At 36.8% G+C, this 26054-nt stretch carries 24 protein-coding genes and 1 pseudogene; 13 read left to right on the top strand and 12 right to left on the bottom strand.

The window, feature by feature from the left end:
- The first annotated feature begins 1 nt into the window (after position 1).
- Together R4Z10_RS10170 and R4Z10_RS10165 are read left to right on the top strand one after the other, a co-directional pair.
- Positions 2–1291 (top strand): glycine/sarcosine/betaine reductase component B subunit, encoded by a 1290-nt coding sequence (locus R4Z10_RS10170; RefSeq protein ID WP_338473047.1) that lies wholly within the window; start codon positions 2–4, stop codon positions 1289–1291.
- Between the two features lie 13 nt (positions 1292–1304).
- The gene (locus R4Z10_RS10165; RefSeq protein WP_338473046.1) at positions 1305–2609 is read left to right on the top strand and encodes a glycine/betaine/sarcosine/D-proline family reductase selenoprotein B; all 1305 of its coding nucleotides are present in this window, start codon (positions 1305–1307) and stop codon (positions 2607–2609) included.
- Between the two features lie 158 nt (positions 2610–2767).
- Here the strand turns inward: R4Z10_RS10165 and R4Z10_RS10160 are convergent, their stop codons facing one another.
- The 3 genes from R4Z10_RS10160 to R4Z10_RS10150 all read right to left on the bottom strand — a co-directional run bounded on the left by R4Z10_RS10160 (position 2768) and on the right by R4Z10_RS10150 (position 5055).
- Positions 2768–3232, bottom strand: coding sequence for a GNAT family N-acetyltransferase (locus R4Z10_RS10160; RefSeq protein WP_338473045.1), 465 nt, complete (start codon positions 3230–3232; stop codon positions 2768–2770).
- Between the two features lie 52 nt (positions 3233–3284).
- On the bottom strand, positions 3285–4244 hold the full coding sequence (locus tag R4Z10_RS10155) for a D-2-hydroxyacid dehydrogenase (protein WP_338473044.1): 960 nt from the start codon (positions 4242–4244) through the stop codon (positions 3285–3287).
- Positions 4245–4350: 106 nt separating this feature from the next.
- Complete coding sequence (locus tag R4Z10_RS10150) at positions 4351–5055, bottom strand: diphthine--ammonia ligase (protein WP_338473043.1); 705 nt, start codon at positions 5053–5055, stop codon at positions 4351–4353.
- A gap of 257 nt (positions 5056–5312) precedes the next feature.
- Between R4Z10_RS10150 and R4Z10_RS10145 the strand changes: the two genes are divergently transcribed.
- Positions 5313–5549: a hypothetical protein gene (locus R4Z10_RS10145; RefSeq protein WP_338473042.1), complete on the top strand. Its 237-nt coding sequence runs from the start codon at positions 5313–5315 to the stop codon at positions 5547–5549.
- Positions 5550–5697: 148 nt separating this feature from the next.
- Here R4Z10_RS10145 and R4Z10_RS10140 read toward each other — a convergent pair whose 3' ends face one another.
- On the bottom strand, positions 5698–6711 hold the full coding sequence (locus R4Z10_RS10140; protein ID WP_338473041.1) for a metallophosphoesterase: 1014 nt from the start codon (positions 6709–6711) through the stop codon (positions 5698–5700).
- A gap of 226 nt (positions 6712–6937) precedes the next feature.
- Between R4Z10_RS10140 and R4Z10_RS10135 the strand changes: the two are divergent.
- The 3 genes and pseudogenes from R4Z10_RS10135 (at position 6938) to R4Z10_RS10125 (ending at position 10197) form a co-directional block, all read left to right on the top strand.
- Positions 6938–7880: pseudogene (locus tag R4Z10_RS10135) on the top strand (aldo/keto reductase).
- Between the two features lie 413 nt (positions 7881–8293).
- Entirely contained in the window at positions 8294–8650 is a 357-nt protein-coding gene (locus R4Z10_RS10130; RefSeq protein WP_338473040.1) for a DUF485 domain-containing protein, read from the top strand.
- Positions 8647–10197: a cation acetate symporter gene (locus tag R4Z10_RS10125; RefSeq protein ID WP_338473039.1), complete on the top strand. Its 1551-nt coding sequence runs from the start codon at positions 8647–8649 to the stop codon at positions 10195–10197. The genes R4Z10_RS10130 and R4Z10_RS10125 overlap by 4 nt, the downstream gene beginning before the upstream one ends.
- A 150-nt stretch (positions 10198–10347) precedes the next feature.
- Here R4Z10_RS10125 and R4Z10_RS10120 read toward each other — a convergent pair whose 3' ends face one another.
- A complete protein-coding gene (locus R4Z10_RS10120; RefSeq protein ID WP_338473038.1) occupies positions 10348–10788 on the bottom strand; it encodes a VOC family protein in 441 nt (146 codons plus the stop codon).
- A 373-nt stretch (positions 10789–11161) separates the two neighbouring features.
- Between R4Z10_RS10120 and R4Z10_RS10115 the strand changes: the two genes are divergently transcribed.
- Positions 11162–11710 carry a hypothetical protein gene (locus R4Z10_RS10115; RefSeq protein WP_338473037.1) on the top strand — a complete coding sequence of 183 codons (549 nt, stop codon included), beginning with the start codon at positions 11162–11164 and terminating at the stop codon, positions 11708–11710.
- A 233-nt stretch (positions 11711–11943) separates the two neighbouring features.
- On the top strand, positions 11944–12345 hold the full coding sequence (locus tag R4Z10_RS10110) for a four-helix bundle copper-binding protein (RefSeq protein ID WP_338473215.1): 402 nt from the start codon (positions 11944–11946) through the stop codon (positions 12343–12345).
- 275 nt (positions 12346–12620) lie between these two features.
- Here R4Z10_RS10110 and R4Z10_RS10105 read toward each other — a convergent pair whose 3' ends face one another.
- Positions 12621–13358 carry a polysaccharide deacetylase family protein gene (locus tag R4Z10_RS10105; RefSeq protein ID WP_338473036.1) on the bottom strand — a complete coding sequence of 246 codons (738 nt, stop codon included), beginning with the start codon at positions 13356–13358 and terminating at the stop codon, positions 12621–12623.
- A gap of 280 nt (positions 13359–13638) precedes the next feature.
- On the opposite strand from R4Z10_RS10105, the gene R4Z10_RS10100 reads away from it, so the two are divergent.
- Both R4Z10_RS10100 and R4Z10_RS10095 read left to right on the top strand, forming a co-directional pair.
- Positions 13639–14655 (top strand): acyltransferase family protein, encoded by a 1017-nt coding sequence (locus tag R4Z10_RS10100; protein ID WP_338473035.1) that lies wholly within the window; start codon positions 13639–13641, stop codon positions 14653–14655.
- A gap of 781 nt (positions 14656–15436) precedes the next feature.
- The gene (locus R4Z10_RS10095; protein WP_338473034.1) at positions 15437–16213 is read left to right on the top strand and encodes an alpha/beta hydrolase; all 777 of its coding nucleotides are present in this window, start codon (positions 15437–15439) and stop codon (positions 16211–16213) included.
- 260 nt (positions 16214–16473) lie between these two features.
- On the opposite strand, the gene R4Z10_RS10090 is transcribed toward R4Z10_RS10095, so the two are convergent.
- The 3 genes from R4Z10_RS10090 to R4Z10_RS10080 all read right to left on the bottom strand — a co-directional run bounded on the left by R4Z10_RS10090 (position 16474) and on the right by R4Z10_RS10080 (position 19427).
- A complete protein-coding gene (locus R4Z10_RS10090) occupies positions 16474–17259 on the bottom strand; it encodes an SDR family oxidoreductase (protein ID WP_338473033.1) in 786 nt (261 codons plus the stop codon).
- A gap of 204 nt (positions 17260–17463) precedes the next feature.
- Positions 17464–18732 (bottom strand): mechanosensitive ion channel family protein, encoded by a 1269-nt coding sequence (locus tag R4Z10_RS10085; RefSeq protein WP_338473214.1) that lies wholly within the window; start codon positions 18730–18732, stop codon positions 17464–17466.
- A 272-nt stretch (positions 18733–19004) separates the two neighbouring features.
- Positions 19005–19427 carry a DUF302 domain-containing protein gene (locus R4Z10_RS10080; protein WP_338473032.1) on the bottom strand — a complete coding sequence of 141 codons (423 nt, stop codon included), beginning with the start codon at positions 19425–19427 and terminating at the stop codon, positions 19005–19007.
- Between the two features lie 373 nt (positions 19428–19800).
- Between R4Z10_RS10080 and R4Z10_RS10075 the strand changes: the two genes are divergently transcribed.
- Complete coding sequence (locus R4Z10_RS10075; RefSeq protein WP_338473031.1) at positions 19801–20493, top strand: DUF421 domain-containing protein; 693 nt, start codon at positions 19801–19803, stop codon at positions 20491–20493.
- Positions 20494–20827: 334 nt separating this feature from the next.
- Here the strand turns inward: R4Z10_RS10075 and R4Z10_RS10070 are convergent, their stop codons facing one another.
- On the bottom strand, positions 20828–21337 hold the full coding sequence (locus tag R4Z10_RS10070; protein WP_338473030.1) for a type 1 glutamine amidotransferase domain-containing protein: 510 nt from the start codon (positions 21335–21337) through the stop codon (positions 20828–20830).
- Between the two features lie 340 nt (positions 21338–21677).
- Between R4Z10_RS10070 and R4Z10_RS10065 the strand changes: the two genes are divergently transcribed.
- Complete coding sequence (locus R4Z10_RS10065; protein WP_338473029.1) at positions 21678–22526, top strand: extradiol ring-cleavage dioxygenase; 849 nt, start codon at positions 21678–21680, stop codon at positions 22524–22526.
- Positions 22527–22634: 108 nt separating this feature from the next.
- Here the strand turns inward: R4Z10_RS10065 and R4Z10_RS10060 are convergent, their stop codons facing one another.
- On the bottom strand, positions 22635–22919 hold the full coding sequence (locus tag R4Z10_RS10060; RefSeq protein WP_338473028.1) for a hypothetical protein: 285 nt from the start codon (positions 22917–22919) through the stop codon (positions 22635–22637).
- Between the two features lie 500 nt (positions 22920–23419).
- Between R4Z10_RS10060 and purF the strand changes: the two genes are divergently transcribed.
- Positions 23420–24844, top strand: coding sequence for an amidophosphoribosyltransferase (gene purF / locus R4Z10_RS10055; protein ID WP_338473213.1), 1425 nt, complete (start codon positions 23420–23422; stop codon positions 24842–24844).
- 47 nt (positions 24845–24891) lie between these two features.
- Here purF and R4Z10_RS10050 read toward each other — a convergent pair whose 3' ends face one another.
- Positions 24892–25950, bottom strand: coding sequence for an acyltransferase family protein (locus R4Z10_RS10050; RefSeq protein WP_338473212.1), 1059 nt, complete (start codon positions 25948–25950; stop codon positions 24892–24894).
- Positions 25951–26054: the final 104 nt, after the last annotated feature.

The raw sequence follows: 26054 nt of genomic DNA, 5'->3' as shown, positions 1-26054 counted from the left end.
TATGAGACTTGAAATTCAAAAAGTTAAAATCGATCATATCGTGTTTGGCGATGAAACCAAAGTACACGGTTCACAGTTAACCATTCATAGAGATACCCTAATTAAACATTTAAAAGAACTCCCCAACATTAAGGATATTAATGTCGATATTGCTATGCCTGGTGAGAAGAAGCGAATTATTCCCGTAAAAGATGTCATCGAACCCCGCATTAAAGTGAAAGGTGATGGAAGTGGTTTTCCTGGAGTTACTAGCGGCATCACTCAAATGGGCGACGGCGTAGTTAAATCGTTAGATGGAGTTGCCATTGTTACCATTGGAGATATAGTGGGTTTCCAAGAAGGAATTATCGATATGTGGGGTGAAGGCGCTAAGTGGACACCTTTCTCAAAAACTAAAAATATTGTTGTAGACATTACACCAGTAGACGGTTTGCATCCGCATGAGCATGAAGAAACGGTTCGTATCGCAGGCTTAACAGCAGCTGAAATAATTGGAGAAGCTGCCAGAGAAGCTGCTAGTTTTGTATCTGAAGTATATGAACTTGGAACAATTAAAGAAGAAACAGAAAAATACCCTGAATTACCGAAAGTTGCTTATGTTGAGATGTTAATTTCCCAGGGGTTACTTCATGATGGGTACATCTATGGTGTAAACTCAGGACAAATCTTGCCCACTTACTTACATCCAAATGAAGAGCTGGATCATGCGGTTATTTCTGGTAACTGTGTTGCTGCATGCGATAAAATTACCACTTACCAGCATCAAAATAATGCAGTAATTAAAGAGTTGTACAAACTACATGGCAATGAAATTAACTTTATCGGTATTGTATTACAACCCGAGTTAACAACAATGGACGGTAAATTAATAGCTACCGATTATACAGCTAAAATTTGTAAACAATTAGGAGCTGATGGAGTTATTATTTCCGAAGAGGGATACGGAAACCCCGACTCTGACTTGGTTATGATTTGTGAAAGACTTGAAAAAGACGGTATAAAAACAGTTCTAATTACGGATGAGTGTTCTGGCTGGGAGGGTACGAGTCAGCCTCTTACAGATGCTAAAGAAGAAGCTGTTGCTGTTGTGTCCACAGGCAATGTTAGTCATGTTGTGGAACTTGAAAAGGCCGATGAGATTTTAGGAGATCCTCATGCCATTGCAAATATTGCGGGTGGCTGGGATGGTGCATACGACATAGAAACTGGCATCATGAAATGTGAATTAAACGCAATCATTGGAGCAACTTCTGAGATCGGAACACACAATGCAACAGTAGAATTATACTAGGAGGTGGAACAAAATGAGTAAAAAAGTGTTATACTACTTAAACCAATTTTTCAGCCAAATTGGCGGTGAAGACAAAGCTGGAATAGCCCCTCTGTTTAAAGAAGAACCTGTTGGGCTTGCTACTGCTTTTGCTGGTGGGATTAAAAACAATGGAGAGTTTGCCGGAACCTTAATCTGTGGGGATAACTTCTTCAATGAAAACAATGAGGAAGCTCTTGAGTTTTTAGAAATGATTTATAACGATATTCACCCTGATTTAGTGATCGCTGGCCCTGCTTTCAATGCAGGGCGTTACGGAATGGCTTGTGCGGGTGTTGCCGAATATTTCAATAAAAAAGGGGTTCCTGTGATTTCAGGTATGTATGAGGAAAATCCAGGACTTGAAATAGCTCGTCTAAACGCTTATGTGATTCCAACTTCTGACTCTGCAGCCGGAATGCGTAAGGCTCTTCCAGCAATGATTGAACTTGCAAATAAAGTTTTATCTGACCAAAAAGTAAAACCGAAGCAAGACGGCTACTTCACACAAGGAAGACGTTTGACCATCCTTTCTGAAGAAATTGGGGCAAAACGTGCTGTAGATATGCTTTTAAAACGACTTAAAAATGAAGAATTCGAAACAGAATTGCCAATGCCTGAGTTCGACAAAGTCGATCCTGCTCCTGCAATTGCTGATTTGTCTAAAGCAACGATTGCTTTAGTAACTACTGGTGGAATTGTTCCTAAAGGAAATCCTGATCACTTGCAATCAGCTTCTGCACAAAAATGGGTTAAATACGATATTTCTAAACTAGATAAATTAGGTGATGATTATTACACGGTCCATGGTGGATTTGACCCTGTTTACGCCAATGAGTTACCTGACCGTGTGGCTCCGCTGGACCAACTTCGTCATTTCGAGAAAAATGGATATATCGGCGAGGTTTATCACCTTTTTTACTCTACAACAGGAACGGGTACTGCTGTTGGAAATTCTGAAAAATTTGGTCGTGAAATTGGACAAGAATTGAAAGAAGCTGGTGTAGATGGTGTTATCCTAACCTCCACCTGAGGAACTTGTACACGTTGCGGTGCAACGTTAGTAAAAGAAATTGAACGTTATGGTATTCCTATTATTCATATGGCTACAATTACTACGATCTCACAGTCTGTCGGTGCGAACCGCATTGTTCCAACAGTTGCTATTCCTTACCCTGTGGGTAATCCGACATTAGAAGCAGAAAAAGAAAATCAAATTCGTCAAACATTAGTTAAAAATGCATTAGATATCTTAGCAAAAGAAGTGATCGAACCACCATTAATCTATTCAAAAAATTAATTGATTCGTATTCTTCTCCCCTAGTCGTTTACTTTAGAGGAGAAGATTTTTTTCTAAATCAATAAATACTAATCAACCAAACTTGTAGCCCACTTCTGGAGGTGAAGGAATACTATAGTTGTCGAAGCTTTCGATACTAAACACATTTACCGAATGAGTTAGAGTGCTTTACGCAACAATAGGTAAGCTGGACCTTTAATAGGCATTACATTCTCATCTACATCACAGGGGTTTTCGTTTACGGTTTTGATTTTTTCTATAAACCCCAGTTTCTTATATAATCGAATATTTGGTTCATGATCAGGTTCAACGCCGATGGTTACATATTTGAAATCCAACTCTTTTACTCTTTGCAAAACGCGTTTTATGAGCACGGTCCCTAGGCCTTTCCCTCGCATGATTTCTTCAATTTGAAATCCATATAGATAAGCAGTTGTGTTGCCGTCCGCAAAATCTGGATCATCAAGTTCTTTGAATAGATACAACTCACCAATCAATCTAGCATGATGTTCGATTGCCCAAAATTCGGTGTTCCCCTTCTGAATATTTTTTGTAAAATATTCAGAAGTATAAAATTTGTACCAAAGAGATAACATCTCATCTATTGTTGCTTGCCTAATCATCATATGAATCTCCTATGTCGGTCCTTTTAATATGGAATATGTTAGAAAAATCTCACGAAGATACTACGTTCTTTGGGATCTTTGCGATGAAAGCCTTTATATTATCAACGGCAATATCAAAAAGACGATTGCGCGCTTCCTTCGTAGCCCAGGCTATGTGTGGCGTAATAATACAGTTTTTTGCTTGAAGCAATGGATTTGTTTCTTCCGGTGGTTCTACTGCTAATACGTCCAATCCAGCTCCACCAATAACTCCAGCATTTAACGCCTCAGCTAGATCGTTGTTGTTTACTAACTTGCCACGTGACGTGTTGATAAGAATGGAAGTACGTTTCATCATTGATAAATTCCCAGAGTTTATCATCCCTTCGGTTTCAGGGGTTAACGGGCAGTGCAAGCTTACTACATCCGATAATCTCATTAATTCATTCAAATTATCCGCCCACTTAAAACCAGGCAAGTCCATTTCACGTTGATGTCTGCTATAGGCCAACACTTCCATCCCAAAAGCTGAAGCAATCCGTGCTGTTTGAAGTCCGATTCTTCCTAATCCAACGATTCCCATTGTCTTACCAGCCAACTCAATAAGTGGGTAGTTCCAGAAGCACCAATCCGAATTCTTTCCCCACTGCCCTTCCATCACTGCATCGCTATGATGTTGTACATGATGACAGTGTTCTAACAACAGAGCAAAAACCATTTGAGACACTGATGCTGTACCATAGTTAGGAATGTTTGTCACAACAATTCCTCGTTCCTTCGCAGCCTGAATATCCACAACATCATAACCTGTTGCTAGTACTCCAATATACTTTAGCTTAGGAAGGCGATCAAGGGTAGCCTTGCTAAGAGGGGTTTTATTGGTTAAGACGATCTCAGCGTTTGCAGCCCTTTCGAAAATGAGCTCCAGAGGGGTTCGATCATAAATATCCGTTTTCCCCAGTTGTTTCAGTTCACTCCAACTTAAATCACCAGGATTTAATGTGTATCCGTCCAAAACACAAATATTCATATGGAACAAATCCTTTTTTTTATTATTTTTCTATCTAAATCATCTAATTTACATACCAACTGAAACTATATAATATTTTGAATAGACGATCAATCTTGAACGATTCCTAATTATTTTTCTGGGCGTCCTTTAATGCCAACGGTAAAAAGGCATACTCTCCATCCTTCAAAATCTCACACTTACGTACATGTATAGGAAATTTAAAAATAGGACCATTAATAACAGTGGTGTGGAATTCTCCACCTTCACCGCAAGGGTCAATTCCACGATCCTCAAGTTCTTCCACATAATCATGAGTTAACGTTCTTCCTAAATCATCTTCTCGCATGCCTAACGATAAATTAACAGTAACAATTATTGTTTCAAAGCCTAAATTAATAAATTCCTTGACCGCTTCCCGATGATTCATCCCCCATAAAGGCATCCCAAGCCTTAAACCTACATGCTCTGTTACTTTTTCGTGCCAACACCCATGAGCCTCCATATCCAAGTCCCCCGTAACCAAGGCCTCAGCCCCATGAATTTTTGCCTTTTCTAAGAGATGGATAAATTCTTTTTCATAATTTCTCCAACTTGAGGCGGCCATATATACTGGCAAACCAATCGATTTAGCTTGAGCTTCGATGAGCCCAGGCGACATTCCATGGGATCGAGAACGTTTCCCCTCTTCTTCTAACATCACAAGAAGTCCAATCGCTTCACCAACCTGTTTGGCTTTATATAAAGCTAAAACACTATCTTTCCCACCACTAAAAGATAAAACAAATCGATGACCTTTTGCCCCATTTTTCCACTTTTTTAATTCTAGCATATTATCTCTCCTCTAATTTTTCACCAATGTCTATTAAGTCAATTGTTACACTCTTAGAACAACTATCACCAATAAATTAGATTTTGAAAGACATGAAATTATCCCTAAACTTACAATGGCGGAACTTATTAAATTAGAAAAGGTCAAAATAGTTCAGGATTTTACTAAAAAGGAAGTTTTATAAAGATTTACAGTTATATTTAAGATAAATTAACACTTTTTTCATAAAATGGAAACTAGGAGGTGGTGGATTCGTGATGAAAAAGGGAATTTGGTTTCCTTTATTAGCAGCTTTATTATCAATGGGGATTTTATATACAATCGGAAATATATTCGACATTTCATTTTTAAGTTGGAGTTTTTATAAAGAAAATCCGTCCAAAGGAGTGCTGTTTGAGGCTGGAGGTTCACTTATCCCTGTTATTATCGGTATAATCGTTGGATTCATTACAGAACGAATACTTAAAAACAAACATAATAGCAGTGCGAATTAGCTTGGTTTCATGTCAAGCTTTTCTCGTCTGCTTATCTCTACAGGGATGACACCGTTGTACAAAATAAATATCAAAAGTACTTGTCCCTTAATCTATACACACATTAAGGGACAAGTACTTTTCAAAAACTCTTTTATCTTTCTTACTATTATTGAACAATCATTTCTGCACGATAATTGTCTATCATTGCTTGTACCTCTGGATCTGCCGGAACATTAGTAATGTCGTAGAGGAATCCATCCGAATCGATGAGCTTCATTTCTCTGTCAACGACTTTAAAAGTTAAATCCAAACGACCTAAATAATGTTCTTGTTCTCCACCGCCTTGGGTGATTGGCACCATCGATTCTCCGTTGAATTCGTATTCAGGTGTTCGAATAATCTTATGTGTATCCGCTCCTAGTACCGCTGAAACTCCGGGAACTTTAGCCAATTGATGATCTTCATCATTACCGGCATGTGAAAGGACGATGTTAATATCCGACTTCTCACTCATCTTAGGAAGCAACGTATTTAAGGCTTCAAGCGGTTCGATAAAATCGAGATCTGCTACATCATTCCAACCGCGTAGTTCTGGCTTCATTGAAGTGAGTCCAATCATGCCAACTTTAATACCTTTAAAATTAAAACTCTTCCAAGGCTTAACATTCTGTATGTACTTTCCTGTTCTTTTATCAATAACATTCCCAGTAAGAATTGAAAAGTTTACGTTGCGGTGGTAATCCTTTAACTGTTCATAGCGGCTCTCTGGTGTCCCCTCCCCGGCTGGGTAAACACGAAAGTCATTGTTTCCGAGAACCATCGCATCATAATCTAATGCTTTCAATATTGAAGTCTCTAACTCTCCTTGACCCGCCTGAAACTCACCGCGAAGGAAGACATCTCCACCGTCAACGAGAAGTACATTCTCCTCTTCATTGCGTACGCTTTCAATTATGGTCGCGTACTTTGCAATCGAATTGTGGTGAGTCGTTCCATCCTTTCGTGTCGTGAGATCATCCAAATGGCCGTGTAAATCATTCGTCTGGAGAATGGTAAGCTCAAACCTCTCCCCTTCCTTAAGGTTCTCTTTCGCATCTGCCGTTATAGGTATTGTCAACAAGGCGGCCGTCATAGCTAGTGAAAAGCAGCCAGACAATAACTTTTTTCTCATCTTAATCATCCTATTTCCTCCAATCTATTAATCTACTAAATCATCTTAGGACACGAATGTTAATATTGGATGAACGCTTGATTAAAATTTCGAAAAGTTAAAGTAAATAGTGATTTTTTCATTTATATTTAAATGAGTTCATTAAATATAAACGTAAACGAATGATTTGTGAATTATATTTTTCTATATTACGATAAGTCTTATAATAAAACTCACAATGTTAGGAGGAATAAACATGAAATATACAACATTAAAAAAGAGCGAACTTAAAGTTTCCGTTATTGGACTTGGAACCAATGCAGTTGGTGGGCATAATTTATTTCAAAACTTAAATGAAGAAGACGGTAAGGATTTTGTAAGAGAAGCCATACATAATGGAGTAAACTTTATTGATACAGCTGATATATACGGAGTTGGACGTTCTGAAGAGCTAATAGGTGAAATTGTAAAGAAATTGAAACGCGATGACTTTGTCATGGCAACGAAGGGATCACAAAGAGAGGTAGAAGATGGTTCCTTTAAACCAGATAATCGTCCGGAATATTTGCGAGAAGCACTTGAAAAGAGCTTACAAAGACTACAATTAGACTATGTAGACCTATATTATCTACACTCCCCAGACAACGATACGCCTTTTGCTGAATCTATTGGGGAATTAGCTCGTTTAAAAGATGAAGGAAAAATACGTGCAATTGGGATCTCAAATGTCTCGCCTGATCAATTGAAAGAAGCGAACGCAAATGGTGATATTTCTGTATTACAATCACCATACAGTATGTTAGATCGTTCTGCTGAAGCAGAATTATTACCATATTGTGTTGAAAATAACATATCTTTTATTCCATATGGTCCACTAGCATTTGGATTACTAGGTTGTGGATTTACAACAGACTCGAAGTTAGACTCAGAAGATTGGCGCAATTCTATCCCTTTATTCCAAGGTGAGCTATTCCAAAAAAACCTTGAAATCGTTGAGAAACTCAAAGATTTTTGCAACTCAAAAAGAAACGTCTCTCCCTAACTTGGCATTAGCGTGGTTATTAGCTCAAGAAGGTATTGATTCAGTCATTCCAGGAGGCAAACGAAAAGAGCGAATTCGTGAAAACGTACAGGCAAGTGAAATTAATCTATCTAAAGAAGAATTAAATATAATTAACACGATCCTTCATAACAATTAAAGGATGAACAGGGCTGTTCCCGAATATGGGAATGGCTTTTTCTTTTCCAAAGAATCTCGCCATCCATTTAACACTGTCTAGCAAAAGTGAACAACGTACAACTCTGCCGTTCAGTTCATAAGATTGGTGTCATGATCATGAAACATTTGTGAAACAAGATTATTCGGGTGGTCACAGTGACTACCAATAATTTTTCTGAAAATTTAAATATATTATTTACTCCATTTCTTATGTGTGTTATATTCTTAATGTATAACAAATTTTCTTACAACGTATGGAAAGTGAATTACTAGTATCCGGAAGGAGTGGTGAGTGTAAACCTTACTTTACTCATTAATAGGGGATTACCTTGTTAGGTATAACCTAATATTGGTTAGTAAAAATAAAACGTTATATATTAGGGGAGGATGTATATGAAACAAGCGATTCAGCTTAACGAAAAACCTGCAATCCAAAAACAGGAAGGTATACCTTATGATAGCCTTATTCAAACAAAAGAGTTCAAAGAGCTATTGCAAAAGAAAAAAGCATTTATTATTCCAACAACAGTCTTTTTCCTGATCTTTTACTTTACTTTACCTTTATTAGCCGCTTATTCCAAAGTCTTGCATACAGAAATCATTGGTTCTATTACGGGTGCCTGGATTTTTGCCTTCACACAATTCCTCATTGTCTGGATATGCGGATTTATTTATGTTAAGAAGTCAGAAAAGTACGATAACTTATCAAAATCTATTTTAACAAACTATCAAAAGGAGTTAAGTGAATGAGCATCCTTTCTATCATTCTATTTGTAGGAATTATTGCATTAACCTTATTGATCACATATTTTTCTTCAAAAAAGACTAAAAGTACCAGTGATTTTTATACGGCTGGCGGAGGTCTAACGGCTACTCAAAACGGATTGGCTGTAGCCGGTGATTTTATGTCTGCGGCTTCATTCTTAGGAATAACAGGGGCTATTTCATTAATTGGATTTGATGGATTTTATATGAGTATCGGAAATCTATTAGGTTTTCTATTTTTAATGTATTTAGTTGCGGAACCGATGCGAAATTTAGGTAAATACACATTGGCTGATATGATTACAGCCCGTTTTCAATCAAATAAAGTTCGTGGGACAGCCGCTGCTAGTACACTTGTTATTTCGATTTTCTATATGATTGCCCAATTAGTGGGCGGTGGTGGTCTCATTAGTTTAATGCTAGGAATTGATTATTGGATCGCTGTTGTCATTGTTGGTGTTTTAATGACTATTTATGTTATTTTTGGCGGGATGACGGCAACTAGCTGGGTTCAAATCATCAAAGCCATCTTATTACTTGGAGGATCGTTTGTTTTAACGTTTTTGGTTTTTTCTAAATTTAACTTCAGCATCATCCAAATGTTTGATCAAATCAAAACGGCCACTCCATTTGGAGCCGATCTAGCGAATCCAGGAAATAAGTACAGTAATAGTTTAGATATGATTTCTCTTAATATCGCACTCGTTCTTGGGGTAGCAGGATTGCCTCATTTATTGATTCGATTTTTCACGGTTAAAGATGCAGTAACTGCCCGTAAATCTGTATTTTACTCAACATGGTTTATTGGCGCATTTTTCATTATGGTTGTCTTCCTAGGATTCGGTGCAACAGCCTTTGTTGGTTGGGATAATATTGCAGCAGCAAATCCAGCCGGGAATATGGCTGCTCCACTGTTAGCTCTAGTTGTTGGCGGAGATTTCCTCTTTGCCTTTGTTTCAGCAATTGCGTTTGCAACCATTCTTGCCGTTGTTTCTGCTCTCGTCTTAACGTCAGCATCTGCTTTTGCTCATGATATTTATGGACAAATTATTAAAAAAGGAAATATTACAGAAAAGCAACAAATGAAAGTTGCCCGTATTTCTTCTATTGTCGTTGCCATTACTTCTATTCTTTTAGCTTTAGCAGCAAAGAATTTAAACGTTGCCTTTTTATCTGTTCTCGCTTTAGGGATTGCGGCAAGTGCGAACCTTCCAGTTATGTTACTTACTATCTATTGGAATCGCTTCAATACAGGTGGTGCAGTAACAGGAATGTTAGTCGGCCTCATTAGTTCAGTGGTCCTAGTCTTGCTAAGTCCAAATGTATGGAGCCCTGATGGTGCAGCAATCTTAACGGGTGACCCATTATTTCCATTGGCAAACCCAACAATATTTACGGTTCCATTAGGTTTTATTGGAGCCTATGTTGGAACCATCTTATATGCTAAAAAGAGTCCAAATAAAGGCCGATATGAAGAGGTCGTCTTTAAATCTAACACGGGATTTGGGATAAGCGCTCCTGAGAATCATTAATTTAATGTTAGAAAAACAGGCACTGTCCTATTTACTGGACAGTGCCTGTTTTATTAATTCTGGAAAAACTATTTATGAAAAACATGATTTGGGGCGTCACAGCAACTTTAATTTCTTATAGCGCTTGAGGTTCATTCGACTTCTTTGGAATTAAACGATCAGGGTTTGTCGAACGGGTTTATGGCCCCAGGCACTGATGGTATCATGTCTAGCTACACTCCAAGTATCATCCACAGGTCTTCCGTCCCATCCATACTCCACTTCAATTCCAGATGGGGTCATCGCATAAAATGAGATCATATGATCATTGCTGTGTTTTCCAAGTGTGAGGGTGATATCATCTGTAAGTCGATCGTAGGCATGTCCCACATCATCAAGAGATTTCACCTCGAACATAAAGTGCTGAATTCGCTTAGGCATCGGCATACTTGCAAGAGCAAGGGTATGGTGACGTCCGTTACAGTGTAAGAAATAAATCGGAATAACGATATCAGGTCCTACACTCATTTCAAATGATATCGGATAAGAATAATAAATATATTCTTTTAATTTTACAACTTTTTCTGTAAAAATGATAATAAATGTTATCATTGCCCTAACGTCCAGTTAGTGAAATCGAAACACTTAGAATATCCCCCCTTGCCCAACATTTGTGGTAAGGGGGCATTTTTGTTATTTAACCATTTTTCGGGGCGTCCCTGTGACGCCCCGAAAATGTTTTGTTATTTTAGGCTATTGCCTTCACGGTATTTATTATAGGAAAATATCATGAAATTAAGGACTGAATGTCGACTGTTTTACTCAACTTTTGAGAACATGAGGAGCAATTTATTCGTTTTATGATCATGCAAATTCTTTTTTAGGTCTTCAGCTTTCCAAGACATGACCGTTTACAATGAAAAAATTGGACCGAATACAAATCATAGATGCTTTCCTTAACTACAATAAGCAGGAGGGAGTGAATATGAAGGTTGTTATTTACCGTAATATAAAAGGGGTTTTTCAATCCGAAGTCTACAAATGGTGGAAATCTTTTGCAAGCAAATTGGGATTTATGCTTGAAGAACATGCCATGAAAAACACAAGAACGATAACGGTTTTTCGAGAGGAAGAAGAAGCTACTTTTATGATCTTTCATTCTAAAATAGAGCCTCAATTGTATCTTAATTATCTTAGGATAGAAACAGAAGACCCACTGCTGGTAGAACTATTTGATCGTCTCATTCAACGTATGAGTTTGTCTGGAGAAAAGCATATCATTGAGAATTCTGTGCGCACTTCTACCTTTTTCAAAGAAGGCCTAATGATTGACAAGGAACTTACTAATAATCGATCCAAATTCGAACTTAAGCTAATAAAAGAAACCATTTTGGGTTTTATCCATTTGTCATTAGACCGTATGGTTGAGATTCAACGTTCAGGTAACATGGAAAAAATCACTGAAATCAAAGAAACGATTGCTTCTTATCAAGAATGGCTGAACAAAATAAATGAAGAAATTAACTCAAAGTAGAAAATACACTATAAAACTATAGGTATTAGATGAAAAAAACTCATTCGCCTTTTATCTAAATATTGTAATAATTACAGCGAATCAACAGTATATTTATTGCGTAGTAAAAAAGTATAAGCCGACTCTTCAAAGAGAGGCGAAACGTGTACCTGTTCGGTAACGTTCGCTTTTTTTTGTGCGATTACTTTTTCTACTACCCTAATACATTTATTTTGGAGGCTGAAACTTTGGAAATGGTGACAAAAAACTCGGTAAAAATGACGGAAACTGCACCCCCTTCAGGAAATACTTATGCAATTGGGGACCAACTGAACACTTATCTGAAAGAGTGTCTAGATGCTTGTAATCTGTGTATTCAAGCATGTAATGAGTGTTTTGATTTGTGTTGTACTTCCCCAAAAGAGGAATACGCAAATTGCCTAAAAATTTTACGTGACTGTTCTGACATCTGTGCTCTAGTAAGCCAAATGATTTCACGTAACAGTGTAAACGCCAAATTAATAAGCAGTTTTTGCGCTAATATCTGTGATGCTTGTGCAAAAGCGTGTGAAAAATTCGACGATCCCATCTGGCGAAAATGTGCTGAGATTTGTAGACAATGTGCTGACGCATGTCGTGAGGCTTGCTGTAGTTAATAAAGTAAAAATTCCATCAGTGGAGGTTTTCTTTCATCCCCGCTGATGGAAAGCTCTAGGCAAGTCACAAAGCAGTTTCTGTAGGCGTATTTAGTATGCACTCATTATTTTGAAGCCTTACAGGCAATGATCCCCCATCTATTTTCTTTAGTTGTACTTAGAATCTAGAGGTAGGGATCTTGCTTATTTTTCAATAATGAAACGTTCGAATACTATACCTTCAGGCAGAAAAGTGGAGGTCCCATTGCTCTTTTAGTTTATCAATTGTTCAAATGTTATGCCCCTTCAACAATCTTGGCAAATTCGTCAAGAGTTGTAAAATATTTGACATAAATTCGTGGCAAATAATACATCTCGTTTTTTATTCCTGACTTTACATAAGGGCTTGGTATTGTTGTCAGTCCGTATTGGTAATATTTCTTTGTCTCTTCTACTACCTTATTATTAAACTTTCCATATGGATAAGCCAAAGCAATAACCGGTTTCCCCGTGATTTGTTCAATTTTTTCTTTCGACTTTTTTAACTCTTTTTCATAATTTGATATCTTTGTTAAATCAGGATGGGTTGCCGTATGTGATTGAACAGAAATAAAACCTGATTTAACCATCATCTTCAATTCATCTGTTGTTAACCGATTAGACCGACCAATAAAATCTGAAATAACAAATATTGTCCCCTTTGGTTTAAAGGATTGATTTTGCAGTTTTTGAAAAACTCTAAAGGCGTTAATATTATTTTTATAGGCATCGTCAAAAGTAATAAATATGGGCTTATCAACATGATTTATATCTTGCCAATTTTCAAAGGTTAATAACGTGAATCCATGGTCCCGAAGGTATTTGATTTGAGTTTCAAAATTTTTAGGTGTGACATACAAATCTTGTGACCCACTTCCTTTATACTCATCAATGGAATGATAGACTAAAATAGGAACTCTTTTTTGTGCGAAAGCTTGTGTTGGTAGAAAAACAATACAGATATTGATTAATAGCAAAATGATTATTTTTTTCATGATTTTCCTCACTTTATCCTATTTTGAGTTAGAATACCTACAAATAATATTAGTTATTTTCGGTTTGTTTATTATTCATAACCCCGATATTCCGAAAGATTGTTTCCTCTTCTCTCTTTCCTTATAATTAAGTCATTTTTAAAATATAAAAAACTTTACCTTATCATTCCGGTGTTCTGTTTCACGCTTCATAATAAAAATTCCATTATAAGAAAGTAAATATCAAAATAGTAGGCATCCTAACAATGGAGATTGCTTTGTTGAATAAGGAGGATCTATTTTGAAAGGGAGATTGGGATGGTTAGATGTAGGTAAAGGAATTGGGATGGTATTAGTGATATTTGCTCATGATCACATTCCACAGATGCTCAAGACATTTATTTATACTTTTCACATGCCCTTGTTCTTTTTCTTATCAGGCTTTTTGTTTTCACCAACTAAGTATCATCGTTTTTCAAAACTTTTTACTAGTAAATGTAAATCATTGATCATCCCGTATTTTTCTTTTTCCATCATCGTCTATTTTTGGTTTCTATTTAGGTATAAAATTGGAGATATAGAATACTCAAGTAGTTTGTTTAAACCGTTAATAGGTACCTTCATTGGGAACAGAAACACAGATTGGACGGTTCATATTGGGGCGCTTTGGTTCTTAACATGTCTATTTATAACTGAACTGTTGTTTTACTTTTTGAGAACTAAGCTCAAAACAAATCTTTTAGTAGCTATTGCACTAATGATTATATCTCTTATCGGTTATATGTATAGTATGTTATTGGGAAAGCCGCTGCCTTGGAATATTGATGCCGCTTTTATGGCTGTTCTTTTTTTTGGTGCGGGGTATTTTTATAAAGAAAGCATCCAGAAACTAACTCATTTAATAAATATGAAAGTTCTACTGATCTTTTGTTTCCTTAACATTACAACTGGATATCTTAACTATCTGCTTTCGGGCGAAAGGGTCGATATGTATGAGAGTCAATATGGCAACTATGCTTTGTTTGTCATTGCCGCATTTTCAGGTATTATCGCCTTCCTCATTGCTGTACAGAAGATTGAAACAAATGCGGTTTTTCAGTATGTAGGTAAAAATTCTCTGATCTACCTGGCATTACATCAAAGTATTGTATTTAGTGTACTGAATATGGTGTTTAAGAAGACTTTAGAAAATGAATCATTTTTAAACAAAATTTGGATTGGATCGTTTTATACCATGGTTTCTATTTTAATCATTGCTCCTATTGCTTATTTTATTAAAAACTACTTTCCTTATATTTTAGGAAGGTCAAAAATATAAAATACGAAAACAGTTCAAGGGTGTAGCCGTTAAGAAAAATTATTTTTAGGTTCCTATGCTAGCAGCCTTTTTATCCATAGGAAAGTAATATACCGGAGACCTATGATGCATTTCATTATTAATGATGACCTTTTTAAAAAAGTCCACTATTAGAAGCAGATGGTTCGCGATCCCTGTCATCGTTGGTTTTAACAGAAACAAATACTCAATAGTAAAGCAACTCCATTTAGCTTGGTATGATGCCAAGTTTTTTAATGTCTACAAATATCTTTGGTTGTAGAATTTGAATGTTTAACACGCACTAGATGATCCAACCAAAGAACCAATAGGCCTAAATTCTTTACCCAATTCGCCTATTTGGGTTCAATTTTTCTCATACTTCAATACGTCATATCCTGGGGCTTTCGCCTGACTAGAACATTCGACCCGTCATCGAGCTGCTCGAGAAATTACCTTTTAAAACCCGAAACATCCAACGAAGGCTTTTACCTCATTTAACCGGAGTTTGCCCCCCACTGAATCAAAAAATATATATGCGCTCATCCCAAAGTTATAGAAGTCGGAACTTCTCCTGAGCAACGTATTAGAAGAATACGCTTGCTTTTAATACCATCCCCTTACGTTTATATATTCAATACCATTTCTAAATGTTTAAAGAGATCTTTTACACAAAAATTTCTTATCTCTTTAACTATAAATATAGTAATAATTGGGTATATACATAGATAAACAGCAACTAGTTCATTGCTAACACGAAACAGAAAGGAAGTTTGAACAATTAATGAACTATAGAGGGATGTATTATGAGGTAAAAGGGGAAGGGTTTCCGATCATATTTATACCTGGTACAGGGTCCACACATAAAATGTTTGCCCCACAAGTAAATTATCTTTCGAAATCTTTTCAGACCATCACATTAGACTTAAGAGGAACCGGTCAGTCTGAACCGTTTAAATGCTTGAACCCATGGAAGTACTTGAAATTACATGCTAAAAGTATTGTTGAATTAATGGATTATTTACACATTGAACGAGCAATTTTTGTCGGCGTTTCATATGGTGGGATGGTTGCCCAAGAAATGGCAAAAATACATGAAACACGTGTGGAAAAATTAGTGATTATTGATTCGTATGCCCGAATCATTCCTTATAGTTTTGATGATATAAGAATTGGTTTGCTGGGCGCAGGCTTCTTAATCTCCATGTTAGTCCCCTACAAATGGTTACTACCGATTTACCAATATTATTCGAAATGGGAATTAACTTATGAAGAAATTTTACGCTTCTTAAAAAATCGAAAATCGATGATCTTATTGATGCAATTAATTGGAACGATTGGATTAAATAATTTAGATCGGATCAAAGAATCTACTATTCCAATCCTGGCACTTGCCGGAGACGAATCACCCCAAATTGTGCGGTTAAATAAAGAAATTGCCATGACTGCACCAGAGGGGAATTTTATAGCTGTAGAAAATGCATTTGACCCTAGTAATCTTTGTAACCCTCAACAAGTTAATGAAGCGATCTATAGTTTTATAGAAGATTATAAGTGTTAGTACATAATCTGAAAGAAGTTGGTGACTTATGTATCTATCGCAAGCTATCGGTACAAAAAAATTTCTGAATGAAGTTAAATTGAGCTGGAAAGTTTGATTGAAAAAAGTGAAACCCCCTTTCCACTTTAACGTTTGCGGAAAGGGATTTTTTGGTTATTTTGGAGAATTGGGTTATCTATAAGAGATTCTCATGATCTTTCTCTTTTTCCCTTTTTTATCAACAACCCATACTACCTGTTACTAGAACTAGCAGAAGCTTCCTATATGTCCATCTCCCACCACTTTTGTTCTTCTTGTTTCATCTGATTCTCCGTTTGCTGAGGATAGGCCGTTCGGAATTTATGTTGGTCAGCTGGGATGATTTCTACCATTTTTGCAATTAAATCCTGCGGGTCAAACTGGTTCTTTAACCCCTCTTCCGCCTTTTGAATATCTTCTTTTTTCGTGAAGTTCTTTTCTTCATCGTACCATTTCCATAACTCTTCTGCTGCTCGATCGTTAAAGCCTGTCTTGAAGGCACCTGGATTTATAGTGGCAACTTTTACTCCAAATCCTTGAAGTTCCGACTTTAATGCATGGGAAATCGCTTCAATCGCATGTTTTGTAGCGGCATATGGAGCGTTATAGGGAGATGCCACAATTCCAGAAATGGAACTCATAAAGACAATTTTCCCGCTTCCCTTTTCAACCATCTTCCGTGCAGCGATCTGTACGGTTTCCAAGGTAGCGAAAACATTTACCTCAAAAAGAGCGCGAACACGGTTCATCGGTACTTCACTTAGTGGCCCTCGTTCATTAATGGCTGCATTTGCAACAAATACGTCAAAATCATACTTCTCAATCTGTTTGAGATCCAAAGGGTTTGTAATATCAATTTTAATCACTTCTATATCTAGTCCCTGGTCCTGCGCTTCCCGCAAAAGGTCTGTTTTTTGAGAAGTCAGCTCTGTACTAGCAATCACACGATGCCCTTTTTTGGCAAGTCCAATGGCAGCACCTTTGCCGAGCCCACTGCCTGCACCGGTAATGAAAATTGTTTTGCTCATTTTAAGTTCCTCCATTCATAATAGCATGACAGTTTATCTTTCCCGATTGCAGTAAGTGCATACCAAATAGGATTCGTTGTCACCGGATTCAAAGTCACAGTGACTCCCCGATTTGTGACACGCCGAACTTTAACAGTTTAAATGAACAAAACCGACTGTGTTAGTTAAAACAGTCGGTTTTGTTCGGTAGCTTATTTAATTTTATTAATAGCTTTTTTCACTAATTAAAGCTTTATCTGTCGAATCTTCTACCTTGTTTCTTAAATCAGCCCCAGTTGGGTTTTGGAATACTCGAAGTCCAAACTCTGGTGCAACGGAAAATAAATGATCAAAAATATCGGATTGTACTGTTTCATATACGGCCCACTGTACAGAATTGGTAAACGCATAAATTTCTAAAGGCACCCCGTGTTCACTATGTGCCAGCTGCCTTACCATTAAAGTCATTTCTTGATTGATTCCTTCGTGATTTTTGAGGTAATTACTAATGTACGCCCGAAAAACACCGATATTGGTAAGGGCACGGCCATTTACAGGATTTTTCAGATCGAATTCATTTTTTGTATTATACTCCGTAATTTCTCTTTCTTTTTGAATAATATAATCTGAAAGATAATGAACTTGAACAAATTTCTCAATCATTTGGTCGGTGCAAAACGTAATACTGCTTGTATCGATATACAGAGAACGCTTGATTCGTCGCCCACCTGAGCTTTGCATCCCTCTCCAGTTGATAAAAGAATCGGAAATAAGGGCATAACTTGGGATCATCGTAATCGTTTTGTCAAAGTTTTGAACCATGACGGTATTTAACGAAATATCAATTACATCCCCATCTGCTCCATATTTTGGCATTTCAATCCAGTCACCCACTCGAACCATATCATTAGCCGTCAACTGAATTCCCGCCACGAGTCCTAATAATGAATCCTTAAATACTAACATTAAAACGGCCGAAAGAGCCCCAATCCCACTTAATAAAATAAGAGGACTTTTATCCATTAGACTTGAGATCACGAGGATGACCCCTACAGTCATGATCACAATGTTAACGACCTGAACATATCCTTTAATCGGCTTAATCTTGGATATTTCGAAAGTTTGATAGATATCATTCAGGGCATTTAATAAGCTTTGAATAAACACTAATCCTACAATTATCATATAAGCAACGGCTAATTTCTCAATGGTCGATTGATAAGTTGGAAATGTTGCAGCAAACGCATAAATGATGATCGCAGGAACCATATGGGATAACTTTCGAAAAACTTTTCTTTCTAAAAGGATATTCCCCCACTTGATTTTGGCATTTGTCACAATACGAGTGATGATCCTGATCACAATTTTTTTTGAAATAAAATTGGCTAAGACACATAAAAGCCCAATTAGCACAATCTTGATCATTACCGAAAGATATTCTACTAATCTAGGATCTAGTTCCATATCCAGAAGTAGATTATTAATAAATAACATTTGTACTCCCCCGTTTTCAATTGCATCATAAGCAACTTTACGGGTAAAATCGCTCAACTGTCAATGACTACTTCTTCCATAACGAAAAAATAGGGCATTAGACCTGAATTGAAGCGTTTTCTTATCGGGGCGTCCCTGTGACTTCGGCCTAAGGTTTTAAAAAAGTTATTGATAGTTGCGCTGTTCAGTATACAAATATGAACCATTTAACAAACCTCCTTTTAACGGAACGTCATTTATTTCCGAAAAGGAGGCTCATTTAATATTTCACACTAGTTGCTATCAACACATTTTTCAACTAATCTCGTCACTATCTGATTAACCTCTTGTGCCCAATTACGAAGATCTGCCACTTCTTTAATATAATCTGTAAATAGATGTTCCATGTCTCGGAAAATGATATTGCTGCCTTCACCTGATTCTGATTTAATAATCGAAATCCTAAGTGGAATATCAATCGCAGCCATTGGTAGCTTTTCTAATAATTTGGATCCCATTCGGGGATTTCCGAATATAAGAGTAAAAGCTGGGTATGAGTATACTTGAAGTGCCTCCATATCCCTTTGATGATCTACCACTGCATAGAGCTTGATTCCAGATTCTTCTATACAATTATAAAGCCTTTTAGCTAGATTCTCAGGTTCCTCCTGTACAAATGTCGTTATCAAAGAATTAAATTCATATTGAAAATCCAAAGGTCTTAACACCTACCGTTTCTTGTTATTTGTTGTACGTACGAAATACTATCCACAGTTATTATACCAATTATTGTTAATATTCTCTTATAGAAACCCTTTTTTCTATGGGATAAGTCTGATGGATCTTTGTAACATGAGAATGAACCACTGCTCAAAATTTATCTCAGTCCTTGAATATTACCCTATCCTTTGTCGAAACTATAATAGGTTTCATTTACCTCTGTACCTTTCTCATAAAATCGAAATCTAAATCGGAACTAAATTATCAGCTAGTTTTATTATCCTTTTCCAATTACATCATGTATTTAAGAAGTTTGTATAAACTATTTATCCATTCAATTCTTAGGGGTTTTTGAAGGGAGTAACTGAGATGCCAGGATCGATTGAAATTATAATTAGAACCCTTACTGCTTTTATTTTATTATGGATCTTTGTCCAGTTTCTCGGTAAACAGACGATTAGCCAAAGAACATACCATCTTTATATTGCCTCCATTACGATGGGAACCATTGCAGGAAATCTAGCATTCAATATCAAAATTAAATTCCTCTATTTTGTCATCGCTATGGCTATTATGAGTACCGTCGTGTACATGTTAAATTTTATTGCCATTAAAAATTCACGCTTTCGCAAGTGGATCACTGGAGAACCTACTACTTTAATCAAAAATGGAGAGATCCTTGAAGACAGAATGAAACAACTGGGGTATACAATGGATTCACTTAAACAAACATTGCGGAGTAAAGATATTTTCAGTATTGATGAGGTAGAACTTGCAATTTTAGAGATAAACGGCTCCCTCTCTGTCTTAAAAAAACCACAATACCGAAATACCACCAAGAAAGATTTAACTTCAGGAACTCAATCATCAGAAACCGTACCGGTTGAACTAATCTATAACGGACAGATTCTATACGAAAACATATCTAAACAAAACATCTATAATGAAGCTTGGCTAAACAATGAGTTAAAAAAACAGAACCTTACCGTATTGGATATCTCGTATGCTGTCGTGGGCACAAAAGGAAATTTATATATTGATCAATTTGAAAAGAACACTTAAATGCTTCACCCTCTCGCAGCGTGTATGTTTTGCTGCAAGCAAATGAAAACATAGAAAAATCGGTTCTATCGTTAATAGAACCGATTTTTTATCTTCATGAATCAAATTCGCCCGCCGAATTTGCGCCCGGATTTTTTTCGAGCTCGCTCGGAAAAATACCTTTAAAAAATCCGAGGCATCCGCCGGAGGCTTAACTTCATTCAGCGAGGTTTGAACCCCTACTGAATAAAAAAACATTTTCCATCCATTCCTCACTTATAGAAGTCGGGGGATTTCTGTACCTGTCGCAAGCTATCGGTACAAAATAAATTTGCTGAATGAAGTTAAATTAGGTTTAGGATAATTTTGCTAGAGTTTCACGAATAAACGCAGGTTCATCATCAGGTGTACGAGATGTCACTAGGTTTTCGCTAACAACCACTTCTTTATCGTGGTAGTCCGCCCCTGCTAGTTTGACATCATCGCGTATTCCGATGTAGCATGTTGCTTCCTTTCCTTTTAGAACATCAGCACTGATCAAGACCTGTGGTCCATGACAAATGGCAGCGATTAATTTGTCTTCTTGATTGATCTCCTTCACAAAACGAATAATATCTTCATTCACACGCAATGCTTCCGGAGAACCTCCACCAGGGATAACAACTGCATCAAAGTCCTCCGCCTTTACTTCAGATACCCCAACATCAGCCGTGTAGGAAACCGTTCCTTTTTTCCCCTCGCATTTTGCACCTTTTTCTAAGCCTACAATAATTGCCTCATGTCCCGCTTCTTTTACTGCATCATAGGGATTTTTCATCTCAGAATCTTCAAATCCGCTCGCTAGAAGAAATGCAACCTTTGCCAAATTAAAACCTCCAATTTAAAACTATTTTCATAATTACTGTACCCCCAAAGAAAAGGAGTAAAACATGAGCTAAAACTGAAGCTTATATGTGAAAAATAATAGGATGAAACTCGCTCTCCTTTTACCGCAAAGTTTTTTCGCAGCGTCAAAGTGGCCAAAAAAGGTAACGGCCCTTTCAGTTTCTGAAAGAGCCGCTACCCTTTTCTATTGAGTCATATTTGGTAAGAATGTAACACCATAGAAGAATAAGAGTCTTGTTAACGGAAAACGGCAACGCTATCATTAATATTAGCAGAATATTTATATTAATAAGTTTTTTTATTTTAATGGAGGGATATTTATGACGATTGAATTTAGTATTCTAGCCCCACGTGTTCCAAGCATATGCCACGAGGATCAAGTACCTGATTTTCAACAAGCAATGGTAGATGGAATGAAGGAAATCGCACAGGATCTTGCAACAGTCAAGCCAGATGCCATTGTCCTCGTTTCCTGCCACTGGCCTTCAACCTTTGCTCATTATGTAGACTGCTATCCTGTTCATAAAGGTTTACTTACAGCTACCGAAGCACCAGAATTAATAAAAGATGTACCCTATCATTATCCAGGGGATGAAAAATTAGGTCTTCAACTCGTTCAAGCTGGTAAAGAAGCGGGTCTTTCAGTCATAGAAGTCCAAGATGAACATTTTGTATGGGATTATGGTACGATTGTTCCTTTACGCTATCTCGTACCAAATGAAGACATTCCAGTAGTCAATCTGTCTGTTACTTTAGCTGCCAATCTTGAAGAAACATACAAATGGGGTCAAACGATCGCTAAAGTTTTGCATAAGAGTGATAAAAAAATTGTCTTTATAAGCAGTGGAGCCCTTTCTCACAACTTAGTTCGTGGCAGACATAACAAACCAACTTTATCTGAGCACGCCCTTGATAAAGAGTTCGTGGAGCATATTATGAATAAAGAATATGAAATGGCTTACAACATGCTGCCTCAATATGCAAGTATGGCAAAAGTTGAATCTGGAGGTCGCCACTTAGCCATGCTATTAGGAATTCTAGACAAAGATTCCGAACCTACCTACTATGCAGATGGTCAATCATCTGGCAGTTGGAATGCTCTCATTACCTTTGAAAAAACAAAGGTTGCTCCTAAAAAAGACAATAGCGAAAAAGAATACGTGAAGTAACAGGAATATTAGGGCCAGGCCCCTGCCTGCATTTAAATAGCAGACTGGGGCCTGACACTAATAATTTAGGAACGTTTTTAGTAATCAGAGCGTCACTAGGACCTTTAGTTATTGACGATTCTTTATATTATTATAAAGAGCAACAATAATATCAATGTTATTATCGATAAAGCGTAATCGTTCTCTCGATACTTCTGACCATTCACTAGATAGATGCTTAGCTGAAAGGATATGTCTAAGACTAAATGTATAGGTATGATGTAATTCTGAAATCAGATAACTAACGCCAGCATATTCTTCCTTACCTACAATGCTTTCAACGTCCTTCTTCAGCCAATCTGGTGCTGCTTCAATCGCTTTCTTTAACAGGGATTCATATTCTTCATTGGACACGAATTTCCCCTCCTCTCTTCATTGACAGTAACTTAGGCTGTTACTCGAAATCAGGATAGTAATGATAGGTGGATTCAAATTTATTGTTTCTTTTTCTTCCGCCTTCTATGTATGGTTCATGATACACATAGCTAAATAAGACTTATATATCATCACATGAGCGGGTTTTTTTGAAATTTCTGTTATGCATTTTTAAAACCGGGTAAAATACGATGAGAATGACTTTAATTTCACGTATACGGTTTATCTCCATACATATAATAAATTTGTGCATATGTTTGGACAAATGATTCATGTGAAAAGAATATTTGGAATTAACTATTTTTCCATAATCAATATTAGCGACCCTTCAGTCTTACTGTGAGCCTGACCATATCGTTATTCGGTTGAAAAAGAAGGTCCTATTCCCAATAACTAGTATAAACGTTTTATTGTTACTTTGCACCGTCATACAGAAATATATTTTATTAGTATATTATTTCGAAGGGGGCTACACCTTGATCAAAAGCTTAAACGAAGAGTGTGGGGTATTTGGTGTCTGGGGAATTCCAGACGCGGCACGCTTATGCTACTTTGGATTACATAGTTTACAACACAGAGGACAAGAAGGCGCAGGAATCGTTGCGAGTGATAAAGGAAAGTTAAATGGGCATCGTGGGGTAGGACTTCTAACCGATGTATTTAAAGACGAACGTCAATTCAATCGTTTAAAAGGTGAAACGGCAATTGGTCATGTACGGTATGGTGCGGCTGATAAGAATGGAATGGAAAATATTCAACCGTTCTTATTTCAATTTCATGATGAAGAATTTGCGTTAGCCAATAATGGTCATCTTATTAATGGGACTACATTACGAATAGAATTAGAAGATCATGGAGCCATTTTTTCTTCGAATTCAGACACTGAGATTTTGATGCATTTAATCCGGCGCAGTAAAAAAGACACCTTAAAAGAGCGAATGAAGGAAAGCTTGAATAAAATCAAAGGAGCTTTTACTTTTTTGATTCTAACACCAAACGAAATGATTGGTGCACTAGATCCTAATGGGTTTAGACCGCTGATCATCGGACAGATGTCCAACGGTGCTTATGTGCTTGCAAGTGAAACATGTGCATTGGATGTTGTCGGTGCCAAGTTTATTCGTTCCGTTGAGCCTGGAGAAATGGTGATCGTAAACGATGATGGATACCAAATCGAAAAATACACGGAAGAAACAACGATGTCGATCTGTTCAATGGAGTTTATCTACTTTGCACGACCAGATTCCAACATCGCCGGTGTCAACGTACATACAGCACGTAAAAATATGGGACGTACGTTAGCTGTAGAAGCGCCAGCAGAAGCAGATATCGTTGTGGGTGTGCCTAACTCTTCTTTATCAGCCGCAAGCGGTTATGCCGAACAAAGTGGGATTCCAAATGAAATGGGGTTAATTAAGAATCAGTACATCGCTAGAACATTCATTCTTCCCACCCAAGAATTACGTGAGTTAGGAGTACGCATGAAACTATCAGCTGTTAGTGGGGTTGTCAAAGGGAAAAGAGTTGTCATGGTCGATGATTCGATCGTTCGAGGAACAACGAGTAAACACATCGTCCAGTTGCTACGCGATGCTGGAGCAACTGAGGTGCATGTGAGAATTGCTTCCCCGCCTTTTCGTTATCCAGACTTTTATGGAATTGACCTTCAAAACCGGAAAGATTTGATTGCAGCGGATCACTCCATTGAAGAAATTAAAAAAATAATTGGTGCGGATAGCCTAGCTTTCCTAAGCGTTACTGGAACGGTAGATTCAATTGGATTGAACTTCGATGCCCCCTACAAAGGTTTATGCATGTCATATTTCACAGGAGAATACCCAACCCCATTGTATGACTATGAAGCAGACTATCTGAAATCTATAGAAGAACCAAAAAAGTTATAAAGAATAAACAGGAGGACGCTTTAGAGTCCTCCTTAGTTTACCTTCTGCTATATATGTGGAATTTTCCCCTCTTCCATTTTCTTTTTTCCTATTGTATGTTTTACTGAATTATAAGCGTCTAAAAACCGTTGTGGGATTCGAAATTCAATGAGAGGTTGTGTAACCTTTTTTGTGAAATTACTTGCTAAGAAGGCAGTTAATATAAAAGTAGCAAGGATGAGCAAAGAGATTTGCCAAGGTTTATTGATTAAGTTTACCCATTCACTATTCCTAAAATATTGAATGAAAAATCCATGGAGGAGATAAATATAAATCGTTCTTGTCCCCCATTTTGTGAAAAACAAATTCTTTTTTGGTACAAGAGCTAGGAAGCTTACAATCGCTAATAGTGTTAATCCATAAATCGTCAAACGGATCAGTCCTGCCTTTAATCCTTCTTGACCTAGAACTTGGAATGGTTTTGAACCGAACAGCCATTTATATTCAAATTCTGGACCAATATAAATTACGATGAAGAAGCCAATGAAAAATAACATGGACATGAATTGAATCTTATGATTTCGAAGCTTCGTGAAATGCTCTTTTTTAAAATAAAAGCCCAAGAGAAACAAAGGAAAAAATACAATGGTCCTAGACAAACTTAGATAAGAGTTAATGATATCAAAGTAACCTACTAAAACTCCGAGGAAAAAAGCAAAAAGAATACTAAATTTCATATTCCATTTTGTAAACACGAATAGTAATAGATTCCAGAAAAATAAACTCAATAAAAACCAAAGTGACCATTGTGGGTTTAACGGATCTAAATTTGAAAGAGGTTTATCTTGGAGGAAATAATAATAAAACGAATAAATCCCCTGAAAAATAAGATATGGACCAATCAATTTTTTTACCAATTTTCCCAAATACCCTTTCCGGTTAAACCCTTTTGCAAAATAGCCAGAGATCAAAATAAAGGCCGGCATATGAAATAAATAAATCGTAGTATACAGACTAAAAATAAACTTATTATCGTGAATATAAGACTGAATAAAATGCCCCAATACTACTAGAAAAATTAACAAAAATCTTGCATTATCATAATACGCATCTCTAACTTTCATAATTATCCCCCATTTCATATTGACCAGGTTATAATGTAGTTTTTATGTTTATATATACCCTTTATCTACTAGTATTAAAAGGGATTTAACCGATTTGTAACCAACCT

The organism is Niallia sp. XMNu-256 (genome assembly GCF_036670015.1).
Classification (GTDB): domain Bacteria; phylum Bacillota; class Bacilli; order Bacillales; family Cytobacillaceae; genus Bacillus_BD.
The sequence above is the reverse complement of the archived record's forward strand: the minus strand, read 5'-3'. Positions and strand labels throughout refer to the sequence as shown.